This is a genomic window from Klebsiella sp. CN_Kp113, assembly GCF_040064585.1.
Classification (GTDB): domain Bacteria; phylum Pseudomonadota; class Gammaproteobacteria; order Enterobacterales; family Enterobacteriaceae; genus Klebsiella; species Klebsiella michiganensis.
Genome location: NZ_JBEAID010000025.1, coordinates 121,619 through 134,512 on the forward strand (window position 1 = coordinate 121,619; position 12,894 = coordinate 134,512).

Annotated in this window: 11 protein-coding genes and 1 riboswitch; of the genes, 8 read left to right on the top strand and 3 right to left on the bottom strand. The window is 54.8% G+C overall.

Annotation, left to right across the window (positions count from 1 at the left end; all coding sequences use genetic code 11):
* Positions 1-247: 247 nt before the first annotated feature.
* Entirely contained in the window at positions 248-1,399 is a 1,152-nt protein-coding gene (argE, locus tag ABLV30_RS17755; protein ID WP_014227436.1) for an acetylornithine deacetylase, read from the bottom strand.
* 184 nt (positions 1,400-1,583) lie between these two features.
* Between argE and argC the strand changes: the two genes are divergently transcribed.
* The 4 genes from argC to oxyR all read left to right on the top strand — a co-directional run bounded on the left by argC (position 1,584) and on the right by oxyR (position 6,007).
* Positions 1,584-2,588 carry an N-acetyl-gamma-glutamyl-phosphate reductase gene (gene argC / locus ABLV30_RS17760; RefSeq protein WP_004870566.1) on the top strand — a complete coding sequence of 335 codons (1,005 nt, stop codon included), beginning with the start codon at positions 1,584-1,586 and terminating at the stop codon, positions 2,586-2,588.
* A 6-nt stretch (positions 2,589-2,594) separates the two neighbouring features.
* Positions 2,595-3,371 (top strand): acetylglutamate kinase, encoded by a 777-nt coding sequence (argB, locus tag ABLV30_RS17765; RefSeq protein WP_086544362.1) that lies wholly within the window; start codon positions 2,595-2,597, stop codon positions 3,369-3,371.
* 77 nt (positions 3,372-3,448) lie between these two features.
* A complete protein-coding gene (argH, locus tag ABLV30_RS17770; RefSeq protein ID WP_014227439.1) occupies positions 3,449-4,822 on the top strand; it encodes an argininosuccinate lyase in 1,374 nt (457 codons plus the stop codon).
* A 267-nt stretch (positions 4,823-5,089) separates the two neighbouring features.
* Positions 5,090-6,007 carry a DNA-binding transcriptional regulator OxyR gene (gene oxyR, locus ABLV30_RS17775; protein ID WP_014227441.1) on the top strand — a complete coding sequence of 306 codons (918 nt, stop codon included), beginning with the start codon at positions 5,090-5,092 and terminating at the stop codon, positions 6,005-6,007.
* Here the strand turns inward: oxyR and sthA are convergent.
* Positions 5,990-7,390: a Si-specific NAD(P)(+) transhydrogenase gene (gene sthA, locus ABLV30_RS17780; protein ID WP_004116922.1), complete on the bottom strand. Its 1,401-nt coding sequence runs from the start codon at positions 7,388-7,390 to the stop codon at positions 5,990-5,992. The two genes, oxyR and sthA, sit on opposite strands and share 18 nt — an antisense overlap.
* Before the next feature lie 196 nt (positions 7,391-7,586).
* On the opposite strand from sthA, the gene fabR reads away from it, so the two are divergent.
* Complete coding sequence (fabR, locus tag ABLV30_RS17785; RefSeq protein WP_004107582.1) at positions 7,587-8,222, top strand: HTH-type transcriptional repressor FabR; 636 nt, start codon at positions 7,587-7,589, stop codon at positions 8,220-8,222.
* 15 nt (positions 8,223-8,237) lie between these two features.
* Positions 8,238-8,597: a YijD family membrane protein gene (locus ABLV30_RS17790; protein ID WP_004856046.1), complete on the top strand. Its 360-nt coding sequence runs from the start codon at positions 8,238-8,240 to the stop codon at positions 8,595-8,597.
* A 46-nt stretch (positions 8,598-8,643) separates the two neighbouring features.
* On the opposite strand, the gene trmA is transcribed toward ABLV30_RS17790, so the two are convergent.
* A complete protein-coding gene (gene trmA / locus ABLV30_RS17795; protein WP_014227442.1) occupies positions 8,644-9,744 on the bottom strand; it encodes a tRNA (uridine(54)-C5)-methyltransferase TrmA in 1,101 nt (366 codons plus the stop codon).
* A 116-nt stretch (positions 9,745-9,860) separates the two neighbouring features.
* Positions 9,861-10,043, top strand: a riboswitch (cobalamin riboswitch).
* 65 nt (positions 10,044-10,108) lie between these two features.
* Between trmA and btuB the strand changes: the two genes are divergently transcribed.
* Positions 10,109-11,977 carry a TonB-dependent vitamin B12 receptor BtuB gene (gene btuB, locus ABLV30_RS17800; protein WP_257198167.1) on the top strand — a complete coding sequence of 623 codons (1,869 nt, stop codon included), beginning with the start codon at positions 10,109-10,111 and terminating at the stop codon, positions 11,975-11,977.
* Complete coding sequence (gene murI, locus ABLV30_RS17805; protein ID WP_004856053.1) at positions 11,922-12,776, top strand: glutamate racemase; 855 nt, start codon at positions 11,922-11,924, stop codon at positions 12,774-12,776. The genes btuB and murI overlap by 56 nt, the downstream gene beginning before the upstream one ends.
* Positions 12,777-12,894 lie beyond the last annotated feature (118 nt).

The window sequence follows — 12,894 nt, forward strand, 5'->3', positions numbered from 1 at the left end:
CAGACACCCCATCTCATTTTATTTTGTTATATCCGGCGCTCGATAATTTGAGCAGTGGATAAGCAACCGTCTTTTATAAAGCCACGTAAAAACCCCCACGTCAATTGTTGCGAAATCGCTTCAGCAAACGAATAAATGGCGGCAATTTGCGAAATTTAACTCGGAGGTCGCTTGATAAGCGTTGCTTATGAAAATGTGATAATTGTCACCCTCTCGCGCCGATGAAATCGCACGAGAGAATGGGTATTTAATGCCAGCAAAAATGGTGAACCACCTGAGTGATGAGCTCGCGGGTCGGCTTAATAAAGCGCGTTTCCAGGTACTCATCCGGCTGGTGGGCCTGGTTGATAGAGCCCGGGCCTAACACCAGCGTTGGGCAGAGGGTCTGAATAAACGGCGCTTCGGTACAGTAGTTGACCACGTCGGTTTGCGCGCCGAGGAGTTTTTCGACGACCTCAACCAGCTTATGGTCCGGCGGGCATTCGTACCCGGGGATCGGCGGATGCAGTTCAGCAACGGTCAGGCGTCCAGGCCAGCGCTCGCTCACCGGTGCCAGCGCTTCGTTAAGGAGCCCGTTGAGATCGTTGAGCGTCATTCCGGGCAGCGGACGAATATCCATATGCAGTTCGCAGCAGGCGCAAATGCGGTTGGAGGCATCGCCGCCGTGAATTGCCCCGAGGTTAAGTGTGGGATACGGGACGGTAAAGGCGGCATAGTGATAACGCTCTTTTAAGTCGTCGCGCAGCTGCATGATGCGGCCAATGGCGTCGTGCATCAGTTCAATCGCGTTGACGCCGCGTGCCGGGTCGCTGGAGTGGCCCGACTGCCCCTGAATGCGAACCGCGTTGGACATGTGGCCTTTGTGCGCGCGTATCGGCTGCAGCGACGTGGGCTCGCCGATAATGGCGCAGTCCGGTCGCAGCTGGGTCGTCTCGGCGAAGTAGCGGGCACCGGCCATGCTGGTCTCTTCATCGGCCGTCGCCAGAATATAGAGCGGCTTTTTCAGCTGAGTGACGTCAACGTCGCGCAGGGCGTCGAGAATAAAAGCGAAGAAGCCTTTCATATCCGCGGTGCCGAGACCGTACAGCTTATTGTCGTGCTCGGTCAGGGTAAAAGGGTCGCGGGTCCAGCGGCCATCATCAAACGGGACGGTATCGGTGTGCCCGGCAAGCAGCAGGCCGCCAGCGCCGTGGCCGCTGCTGGCCAGCAGGTTGAATTTATTACGCGTGTCCGGCACTGGCTGAACTTCAACATTAAAGCCGATATCGCGGAACCAGCCTGCCAGTAAATTGATTAAAGACTCATTGCTTTGATCCAGCGCCTCTTCGGTTGCGCTGATGGAAGGTGTGGCGATCAGCGCGCGGTAAATCTCGATAAAGGGCGGTAATTTGTTTTTCATTGTTGACACACCTCGGGTCGTGATAGTATCAATATTCATGCATTATTTGTGAATAAAAATACATTATCGTTGAGCGTAAGAAAACCCATCGAATGTAAGGATGATGCTCTTACGGCTCAACAGGGTGGGGAAGGCAACGGTCTTCCAGGGCAAATATACGTAAGCAAGAAGGTGAAGAGCCCCAATGTTGAACACGCTGATTGTGGGCGCCAGCGGTTATGCCGGCGCAGAGCTAGTGGCCTATGTAAATCGCCATCCTCATATGACCATAACCGCATTGACGGTCTCCGCGCAAAGCAATGATGCGGGAAAATTAGTTTCCGATTTGCATCCGCAGCTGAAAGGCATTGTCGATCTGCCGCTGCAGCCGATGTCCGATATCAGCGAGTTTAGCGCCGGAGTCGATGTCGTTTTTCTGGCTACCGCGCACGAGGTAAGCCATGACCTGGCGCCGCAGTTTCTCGCCGCTGGCTGCGTCGTGTTCGATCTTTCCGGGGCGTTCCGCGTTAATGACGGCGCCTTCTATGAAAAATATTACGGTTTCACTCATCAGCACCCTGAACTGCTGGAGCAGGCGGTTTACGGCCTGGCCGAGTGGAGCGTCGAAAAGCTAAAAGAAGCCAATCTGATCGCCGTACCGGGCTGCTACCCGACGGCGGCTCAGCTATCGTTAAAACCGCTGATCGACGCGGGGCTGCTGGATCTTAACCAGTGGCCGGTGATCAACGCGACCAGCGGAGTCAGCGGCGCCGGGCGTAAAGCCTCTATTGGCAATAGCTTCTGCGAAGTCAGCCTGCAACCCTACGGCGTTTTCAACCACCGTCATCACCCGGAAATTTCAACCCACCTGGGCGCGGACGTTATTTTTACTCCGCATCTGGGCAATTTTAAGCGCGGGATTCTGGAAACCATTACCTGCCGTCTGAAGCCTGGCGTGAGCAAAGAGCAGGTGGCGGCGGTATTCCAGCAGGCCTATGCGGATAAGCCGCTGGTACGTTTATACGATAAAGGTGTCCCTGCATTGAAAAATGTCGTGGGTCTGCCATTCTGTGATATCGGTTTTGCGGTTCAGGATGAACATATCATCGTGGTGGCGGCGGAAGATAACCTGCTGAAAGGCGCGGCCGCGCAGGCCGTGCAGTGCGCAAATATTCGTTTCGGCTTCGCTGAGACGCAGTCTCTTATTTAAGGTGTGATGATGAATCCTTTAATTATCAAACTTGGCGGCGTCCTGCTGGACAGCGAAGAAGCGCTTGAGCGCCTGTTTACGGCACTGGTGAACTACCGCGAATCCCATCAGCGCCCGCTGATTATTGTGCACGGCGGCGGCTGCGTGGTGGATGAACTCATGAAGCAGCTCAACCTGCCGGTGAACAAGAAAAACGGTCTGCGGGTCACGCCGGCGGATCAGATCGACATTATTACCGGCGCGCTGGCGGGAACCGCCAACAAAACGCTGCTGGCGTGGGCGAAGAAGCACGGCCTGGCTGCCGTTGGGCTATTCCTCGGCGATGGCGATAGCGTCAAAGTGACGCAGCTTGATGAAGAGCTGGGTCATGTCGGATTCGCTCAGCCAGGTTCTCCGGCGCTGATTAACACGCTGCTGGCGGGCGGTTATATGCCGGTCGTTAGCTCCATCGGCGTCACCGATGAAGGCGAGTTGATGAACGTTAACGCCGACCAGGCGGCGACCGCGCTGGCGGCAACGCTCGGCGCAGACCTGATTCTGCTGTCTGACGTAAGCGGCATTCTTGATGGCAAAGGGCAGCGCATCGCGGAAATGACCGCCGAGAAGGCTGAACAGCTGATCGAGCAGGGCATTATCACCGACGGCATGATCGTCAAAGTGAATGCGGCCCTGGACGCGGCGCGGACATTAGGCCGTCCGGTCGATATCGCCTCCTGGCGCCACGCGGAGCAGCTCCCTGCGCTGTTTAACGGCACGCCGATCGGCACGCGTATACTGGCATAATCAATTTATCATTTTGTCGGCCCGGTAAGCGTAGCGTCGCCGGGTAATAAAATTCAAAGATATTAAGGAAGCATGTTATGGCACTTTGGGGTGGGCGTTTTACTCAGGCAGCGGATCAGCGGTTCAAACAGTTCAACGACTCTTTGCGCTTTGACTATCGCCTGGCGGAGCAGGATATCGTTGGCTCTGTTGCCTGGTCCAAAGCGCTGGTGACGGTGGGCGTACTGTCCGCCGATGAGCAGCTACAGCTGGAAGAGGCGCTGAACGTTCTGCTGGAAGACGTGCGGGCTAACCCGCAGCAGATCCTTGAAAGCGATGCGGAAGATATTCATAGCTGGGTGGAAGGTAAGCTAATCGACAAGGTCGGCCAACTGGGCAAAAAGCTGCACACCGGACGTAGCCGTAATGACCAGGTGGCGACCGACCTGAAGCTGTGGTGCAAAGATACCGTGATGGAACTGCTGTCGGCGAATCGTCAGCTACAAAGCGCGCTGGTTGAGACGGCGGAGAATAATCAGGACGCCGTTATGCCGGGCTATACCCACCTGCAGCGCGCGCAGCCGGTGACGTTTGCCCACTGGTGTCTGGCCTATGTCGAAATGCTGGCGCGTGATGAAAGCCGCCTGCAGGATGCGCTTAAACGTCTGGACGTCAGCCCGCTGGGCTGCGGAGCGCTAGCGGGTACCGCCTATGAAATCGATCGTGAACAGCTTGCCGGCTGGCTGGGCTTCGCATCGGCGACCCGCAATAGTCTGGACAGCGTGTCCGATCGCGATCACGTACTGGAACTGCTGTCCGATGCCTCAATCGGTATGGTCCACCTGTCGCGTTTTGCTGAAGATCTGATCTTCTTCAATACCGGCGAAGCGGGCTTTGTTGAGCTTTCTGACCGCGTGACTTCTGGCTCATCCCTGATGCCGCAGAAGAAAAACCCGGATGCGCTGGAGCTGATCCGCGGTAAATGCGGCCGCGTGCAGGGTGCGCTGACCGGCATGATGATGACCCTCAAAGGGCTACCGCTGGCCTACAACAAAGATATGCAGGAAGATAAAGAAGGCCTGTTTGACGCGCTTGATACCTGGCTCGACTGCCTGCATATGGCGGCACTGGTGCTCGACGGTATTCAGGTAAAACGCCCGCGTTGTGAAGAAGCCGCGCAGCAGGGTTACGCCAACGCCACCGAACTGGCGGATTACCTGGTTGCCAAAGGCGTACCGTTCCGTGAAGCGCACCATATTGTCGGTGAAGCGGTAGTGGAAGCCATTGCCCAGGGCAAGCCGCTGGAGGATCTGCCGCTGGCCGATTTGCAGAAATTTAGCCCCGTGATTGCGGATGACGTCTATCCGATTCTGGCGCTGCAGTCGTGTCTGGATAAGCGTGCGGCTAAAGGTGGCGTTTCTCCTCAGCAGGTGGCTCAGGCGATTGCCGACGCTAAACAGCGTCTGGTGTGATCCGCCTGCGGGGCTGCTTTTAAGGCGGTAAATAAACGAAGCTCGGGTAACTCCGGGCTTTTTTATGCAAAAAAAAGCGGACACAAGGTCCGCAAAAGTTCACGTTGGCTTTAGTTATCCGGGTAGAGAGGTGATGAGGAAGCTCAATGATTTTCTGAACTTTTCCTCATTTATGGGTTTATTATTGAACAGAAACCTTGATAGGGATAATCGTTCGTTGCTATTCTATCTATCGCCATGGACTATCGTGGCGATGGAGGATGAATAATGAATATTCGCGATCTTGAATATCTGGTAGCGCTAGCCGAACACCGCCACTTCCGCCGTGCGGCGGATTCTTGCCACGTCAGCCAACCGACGCTCAGCGGGCAAATCCGTAAGCTGGAGGATGAACTCGGCGTGATGTTGCTGGAGCGCACCAGCCGTAAGGTTCTGTTCACCCAGGCAGGGCTGCTGCTGGTGGATCAGGCGCGTACCGTGCTACGAGAAGTCAAAGTGCTTAAGGAAATGGCGAGCCAGCAGGGAGAGACCATGTCCGGGCCGCTGCATATTGGACTGATCCCGACGATTGGCCCTTATCTGTTGCCGTTGATTATCCCGATGCTGCACCAGACCTTTCCCAAGCTGGAAATGTATCTGCATGAAGCACAAACCCATCAGCTTTTAGCGCAGCTTGATAGCGGTAAGCTCGACTGCGCGATTCTGGCGCTGGTCAAAGAGAGCGAAGCGTTTATTGAGGTACCGCTGTTTGATGAGCCCATGATGCTGGCTATCTACGAAGATCACCCGTGGGCGAACCGCGAGTGCGTGCCGATGTCGGACCTGGCCGGTGAAAAGCTGCTGATGCTGGAAGATGGGCACTGCCTGCGCGATCAGGCGATGGGCTTTTGCTTTGAAGCGGGCGCCGATGAAGATACCCATTTCCGGGCGACGAGCCTCGAAACGCTGCGTAACATGGTGGCTGCCGGTAGCGGCATCACGCTGTTGCCAGCCCTGGCCGTACCGCAGGAGAGAAAGCGCGATGGCGTGGTCTATGTGCCCTGCATCAAGCCGGAGCCGAGACGTACCGTGGGGCTGGTTTATCGCCCGGGTTCGCCGCTGCGTAGCCGCTATGAACATCTGGCGGAGGCCATCCGCGGTAAGATGGATGGCCATTTCGACGCCGCGTTAAAACAGGCGGTTTAAGCCATTTAACGCCGCGACCCGATAGGCTTCCGCCATCGTCGGATAGTTAAAGGTGGTGTTAACGAAGTACTCAATGGTGTTACCACCGCCTTTCTGCTCCATTATCGCCTGGCCGATGTGAATAATTTCGGCCGCGCGCTCGCCAAAGCAGTGAATCCCGAGGATCTCTTTCGTTTCGCGATGAAAGAGGATCTTCAGCGTACCGACGCTCATGCCGACGATCTGCGCCCGGGCCAGATGTTTGAACTGCGCGCGGCCCACCTCGTAAGGCACCTTCATTGCCGTCAGCTGCTGCTCGGTTTTACCGACGGAGCTGATTTCCGGAATGGTGTAAATCCCGGTAGGGATATCCTCAATCAGGTGCGCCGATGCCTCGCCTTTCACCAGCGCCTGGGCAGCGATGCGGCCCTGGTCGTAGGCGGCGGAGGCCAGGCTTGGATAGCCAATCACATCGCCGACGGCATAAATATGCGGCAGGGCGGTTTGATACATGCTGTTGACCTTCAGCTGGCCGCGGCTGTCGGTTTGCAGACCGATATTTTCCAGCGCCAGTGAGTCGGTGTTCCCGGTGCGGCCGTTAGCGTACAGCAGGCAGTCCGCTTTGAGCTTTTTGCCGGATTTCAGATGCATGATGACGCCGTCATCAACGCCCTCAATCTTTTCGTACTCTTCATTGTGGCGAATGACCACGCCGCTGTTCCAGAAGTGATAGGAGAGCGAGTCAGACATCTCCTGATCGAGGAACGCCAGCAGACGATCGCGGGTGTTGATCAGATCCACTTTGACTTCCATTCCCCGGAAGATCGACGCATATTCGCAGCCGATCACCCCGGCACCGTAGATGATCACATGGCGCGGTTCGTGATGCAGGCTGAGAATTGAGTCGCTGTCATAAATGCGCGGATGATGGAAGTCGACGTCTGCCGGATGGTACGGGCGTGAACCACAGGCAATCACGAACTTTTCCGCCGTCACCGTTTCCACGGTACCGTCGTGGCACTCCAGCGCGATAGTGTGTTCATCAACAAAATGGGCATTGCCCTGCAGGATTTCGCAGTGGTTACGCTCATAGAAACCCTGACGCATATGGGTTTGCTGGTTAATGACGCTGTCGGCATGATTCAGGATGTCGGCGAAGGAAGAACGAAGAAGACGGGAATGGTCGCTGTAGAGGGGATTTTGGTTAAACTCGATAATACGGCTGACGGCATGGCGGAGGGCTTTTGACGGGATGGTACCCCAGTGGGTACAACCGCCGCCGACGTTATGGTAGCGCTCAATGACGGCAACGCGTGCTCCCTGTTTCACCAGCCCCATGGCGGCACCTTCTCCGCCAGGACCGGAACCAATCACAATTGCATCATAATCCCAAGAGTGTGACATGGCATTACTCACCTGTTTTATACATAAAATAAACACGATGATAACATTCGCCGCGCTTTAACCCAATTATCGTTGTGCTTTTTTGCGGCATAAAAGCAGAAACAGCTCGTAAACAATCATTCACAATCCAGTGTAAACCGATTAGTTCTAATCTCTGGTATAGTGCCGGAAGGGCTTATGGAAGGATTCAGACAACGTGATGGGCGTAAGAGCGCAACAAAAAGAAAAAACCCGGCGTTCGCTGGTGGAAGCGGCATTCAGTCAGCTGAGTGCTGAGCGCAGTTTTGCCAGCTTGAGCCTGCGCGAAGTGGCGCGGGAAGCGGGGATCGCCCCGACGTCCTTCTATCGTCATTTTCGCGACGTCGATGAGCTGGGTCTGACCATGGTGGATGAAAGCGGGCTCATGCTGCGCCAGCTGATGCGCCAGGCGCGCCAGCGTATCGCTAAAGGCGGCAGCGTCATTCGCACCTCTGTTTCCACCTTTATGGAATTCATTGGCAACAACCCGAACGCCTTCCGCCTGCTGCTGCGGGAACGCTCCGGTACCTCCGCGGCGTTTCGTGCCGCCGTGGCGCGTGAAATTCAGCATTTTATCGCGGAACTTGCCGACTATTTAGAAATCGAAAACCATATGCCGCGCGCCTTTACCGAAGCGCAGGCTGAAGCTATGGTCACCATCGTATTTAGCGCTGGCGCCGAGGCTCTCGATGTGGGCCCGGAGCAGCGTCGACAGCTGGAAGAACGCCTGGTGCTGCAGCTCAGAATGATCTCGAAAGGCGCGTATTACTGGTATCGCCGTGAACAAGAAAAAATATCAAATCATTCCGAATAACGTGAAGGACGAGCAATGAAACACTCAGTACAAGATAGAGGTACGCTGCTGCTGGCGCTGATCGCAGGTTTATCCATTAATGGTACCTTCGCCGCGCTGTTCAGCTCCATTGTCCCTTTTTCCATCTTCCCCATTTTGTCGTTGGTGCTGACGGTTTACTGCCTGCATCAGCGCTATCAGAATCGTAGTATGCCCGTGGGTTTGCCGGGGCTCGCCGCTGCCTGTTTTATTCTCGGGGTGCTGGTTTACAGTACCGTCGTGCGCGCGGAATATCCGGACATCGGCTCTAATTTCTTCCCGGCGGTTCTGTCGGTGATTATGGTGTTCTGGATTGGCTACAGGTTACGCAACCGCAAGAACGCGGTCGCTGAATAATCTCTCACCCGGCAGCAGCGCTGTTGCCGGGTTTTCTCGCGCAGCTTTACTTCTTCGTTAGCAGCACGCCGCATTCCATATGATGGGTATAGGGGAACTGGTCGAATAGCGCCAGGCGCGCGATCTCGTGGGTCTCACTGAGCGTTTCCAGGTTCTGGCATAGGGTCTCCGGATTGCAGGAGATATAGAGAATACGCGGATACGCCTGCACCATTTTCTCCGTTTCGCTATCCAGCCCGCTGCGCGGCGGATCGACGAAAATCGTCTCGCACTGATAGCTCTTCAGGTCGATTCCCTGCAGGCGGTTAAACTCCCGCACGCCGTTCATCGCCTGGGTAAACTCTTCCGCCGACATGCGGATAATCTGCACGTTATCAATGTGGTTCGCTGCAATATTGTATTGCGCCGCCGCGACGGACGGTTTGGCGATTTCCGTTGCCAGCACGCGTTCGAAATTACGCGCCAGCGCCAGCGAAAAGTTGCCGTTGCCGCAGTACAGCTCAAGCAGGTCGCCGGTTGCGCCTTTAGTGGCGTCGATAGCCCACTCCAGCATCTGAATGTTCATCGCCGCATTTGGCTGGGTGAAGCTATTCTCAACCTGACGATAGATCATTTCACGCCCGCCAACCGGCAAGCGTTCATCGATATAATCTTGATCCAGCTCGATTTTAGTTTTCGTGGCGCGGCCAATCAGGTGCACATTCAGATTTTGCGCCCGCAGCGCATCGCGCAAGCGCGCCGCCTGCTGACGCCATTCATCGTCGAGCTTTTTATGATACAGCAGCGATATCACGGCCTGGTTACTCAGGGTGGTGAGATAATCCACCTGAAACAGTTTGTGGCGCAGTACCGGGTTATCGCGTACGCCCTCAATCACCGCGGCCATCAGCTGATTAATCAGCTCGCTGGCGGCCGGGAAAGTCTCGACGCGGATCCGGGATTTGGTCTGCTGGTCGAACATAATGTGGTACAGATCGTCGCCATCGTGCCACAGGCGAAACTCTGCGCGCATGCGGTAGTGGCTGACCGGCGAACGAAACACTTCCGGAACCGGGGCGCTAAAAGGCGCCATCATTTTCTGCAAACGGACGACTTTTTCTGCCAGCTGCGCTTCATATTGTTCGGTAGGAAGGTGTTCGGGGGTCATGATGCATCCTGAATAAAATAAGTACGCGGGGATTGTAGGGAAAGCGCCGGGGATGTCCAGCCCTGATGATATAAGGAAATATAACGGTAGAAGTCTGGACATCTATATGTTTCTGATTATAGCATCGTGCTACCGGTCCTATGAGTTAATAGGGAATCCAGTGTAAATCTGGAGCTGACGCGCAGCGGTAAGGAAAAGTGGGATGAGCGCATTATGCAGACACTGCGGCTATTTAGCGGGAAGTCCTCGTCCATTAAACACTCCAAGCCCGAAGACCTGCCGGAATACGTCGCATTTGGTTTCTATCATCGCGTGCTACTGATAGAGCCGGCGGCATCCTTTGTTTATTACGGATGCTTTAAAAATGATTAAAAAAGCTTCGCTGATGACGGCGCTCTCCGTCACGGCATTTTCCGGCTGGGCGCAGGATAGCAATTCAGATACGTTAGTGGTCACAGCAAACCGTTTTCAACAGCCGGTCAATACGGTTCTTGCGCCGACCGATGTGGTTACCCGGGAAGATATCGATCGCTGGCAGGCGAAAGATTTAAACGATGTGATGCGCCGATTGCCTGGCGTGGACGTCGCGCAAAATGGTGGCATGGGTCAATCCTCCTCTCTGTTTATCCGTGGTACTGAAGCCAAACAAGTTCTGGTGCTGGTTGACGGCGTTCCCATGGCCCGACCGGGTATTACAAATAACCCCGATCTGAACCAGATCCCTTTGTCGCTGGTGCAGCGCGTCGAATATATCCGCGGCCCGCGTTCAGCGATTTATGGTTCCGGGGCAATGGGCGGCGTGATTAACGTCATTACGCATTCCGATAAAGAACAATCCAAAATTACCGCTGGGGTAGGATCGAAAGGCTACCAACAATATGACGGTACCCTGCGCCATCGCTTTGGCGATACGGTGGCGACGGTTGCGGGTTCTTATGAGGGTAATAAAGGCTTTAACGTTCAGCCCGATTCAACCTGGGATCACGACGGCGATCGCGACGGTTTTCGTAATAAAACGTTTTGGGGCAGCCTCGAGCATAAATTTAACGAGAATGTTGACGGTTTCTTCCGCGGACACAGCTACACCAACAACTCTGATTACGATCTGGGAAGCCCGCCGTATAGCCCGGCCTACAGCGCCGATGAAAGCCAGCTCTATAACCAGAGCTGGGATGCGGGGCTGAACTTTAATTCCGGAATTTATTCCTCCCAGCTCATCGCCAGCTATCAGAAGATAAAGGACTACAACTACAGCAGTATTTATGGCCGTTATAATGATGGGACGACGCTCGACAGGATGACGCAGCGTAACCTGCAGTGGGGCAATAACGTTATTGTCGGTCATGGCTCTGTCAGCGCAGGGGTGGACTGGCAGCAGCAGCGGTTAACTTCATCAGACACGGCGATGTCGGATACCTACAAACGTGACAATACGGGACTGTACCTGACGGGCCAGCAGCAAGTTGGCGACGTGACCCTCGAAGCGTCCGGACGTGAAGACCACGATGAGCAGTTTGGCTGGCACGGTACCTGGCAGACTACCGCAGGCTGGGAGTTTGTCGAAAATTATCGCCTGACTCTCGGCTACGGTACCGGCTTCCTCGCGCCTTCTTTAGGGCAACAGTTTGGCTCCACTCGATTTGGTATCAACGCGAATCCTAATCTGAAACCTGAAGAGTCGAAACAGTGGGAAGCTGGGCTGGAAGGGCTCACCGGTCCCGTGGACTGGCGCTTGTCCGCGTACCATTACAAAATTACTAACCTGATTACCTATTATTCCGATCCTGTTACCTATGACGGGGAGTACGACAATATCAATGCCGCGACGATTAAAGGCGTGGAATGGACGGGAAGTATCGATACCGGTATTTTCAGCCATCGCGTAACGTTGCAGTATGTCGATCCGCGTAACGATGATAACGGTGAAGTGCTGGCTCGACGTTCTAAACGACAGGCAAAGTATCAGCTGGACTGGTCCATGTTTGATGTCGATATGGATGTGTCCTGGCAGTATTATGGGAAGCGTTACGATAACAACACCTCCCAGTACAACAATACGCAAAGAATTTTGCCGAGCTACAGCACGGTAGACGTTTCTGCATCGTATCCGATCACCGATCGCCTGACAGTTCGTGGTAAAATAACTAACCTGTTCGATAAAGATTACGAGACAGCTTATGGCTACCAAACTGCAGGACGAGAATACTACTTGTCTGGCAGCTACACCTTCTGATCCACGTCCCACCGTGCTGGTGTTTGATTCCGGCGTCGGTGGGCTGTCGGTTTACAATGAGATTCGGCAGCTTCTGCCGAATCTGCATTATATCTACGCTTTCGACAACGTTGCTTTCCCCTACGGCGAGAAGAGTGAAGAGTTTATTGTTGAACGCGTCCTGGAGATTGTGACTGCGGTTCAGCAGCGTTACCCTCTGGCGCTGGCCGTTATTGCCTGTAACACCGCAAGTACCGTTTCCCTCCCCGCCTTACGCGATAAATTCGCCTTTCCGGTTGTCGGCGTCGTTCCGGCGATAAAACCGGCGGCCCGCTTAACGGCGAATGGCGTTGTTGGCCTGCTGGCGACGCGCGGAACGGTAAAACGCCCTTATACGCGCGAACTGATCTCCCGTTTTGCGAATGAATGCAAAATCGAAATGCTGGGGTCGGCAGAGCTGGTAGAACTGGCAGAGGCCAAACTGCACGGTGAACCGGTCCCGCTGGATGAACTGCGGCGTATCCTGCGTCCCTGGCTACGAATGCAGGAACCACCTGATACGGTTGTGCTGGGGTGTACGCATTTCCCTCTAATACAAGAAGAGCTGCAGCAGGTTCTGCCGGAAGGGACGAGAATGATCGACTCCGGAGCGGCGATTGCGCGTCGCACCGCCTGGCTATTAGAGCACGAAGCACCTGACGCAAAATCGAGTGATGCCAATATTGCGTACTGTATGGCGCTGACGCCTGAAACTGAGCAGCTTTTGAGCGTTTTGCGGCGCTATGGCTTCGAGTCGCTGGAAAAACTGGCGCTTTCATAGCGTTTTGCACAAAAAAGAGACGGTTGAAAGATTTTTTGAAAACAGGGCTTGTCAACGTCTCAGAACTCCCTATAATGCGCCTCCACTGACACGGAACAACGGCTTACAGCCCGCCGGG

Coding starts and splice junctions, on each gene's coding strand:
- argE (WP_014227436.1), bottom strand. CDS start 1,399: ATGAAAAACAAATTACCGCCCTTTATCGAGATTTACCGCGCGCTGATC.
- argC (WP_004870566.1), top strand. CDS start 1,584: ATGTTGAACACGCTGATTGTGGGCGCCAGCGGTTATGCCGGCGCAGAG.
- argB (WP_086544362.1), top strand. CDS start 2,595: ATGATGAATCCTTTAATTATCAAACTTGGCGGCGTCCTGCTGGACAGC.
- argH (WP_014227439.1), top strand. CDS start 3,449: ATGGCACTTTGGGGTGGGCGTTTTACTCAGGCAGCGGATCAGCGGTTC.
- oxyR (WP_014227441.1), top strand. CDS start 5,090: ATGAATATTCGCGATCTTGAATATCTGGTAGCGCTAGCCGAACACCGC.
- sthA (WP_004116922.1), bottom strand. CDS start 7,390: ATGTCACACTCTTGGGATTATGATGCAATTGTGATTGGTTCCGGTCCT.
- ABLV30_RS17790 (WP_004856046.1), top strand. CDS start 8,238: ATGAAACACTCAGTACAAGATAGAGGTACGCTGCTGCTGGCGCTGATC.
- trmA (WP_014227442.1), bottom strand. CDS start 9,744: ATGACCCCCGAACACCTTCCTACCGAACAATATGAAGCGCAGCTGGCA.
- btuB (WP_257198167.1), top strand. CDS start 10,109: ATGATTAAAAAAGCTTCGCTGATGACGGCGCTCTCCGTCACGGCATTT.
- murI (WP_004856053.1), top strand. CDS start 11,922: ATGGCTACCAAACTGCAGGACGAGAATACTACTTGTCTGGCAGCTACA.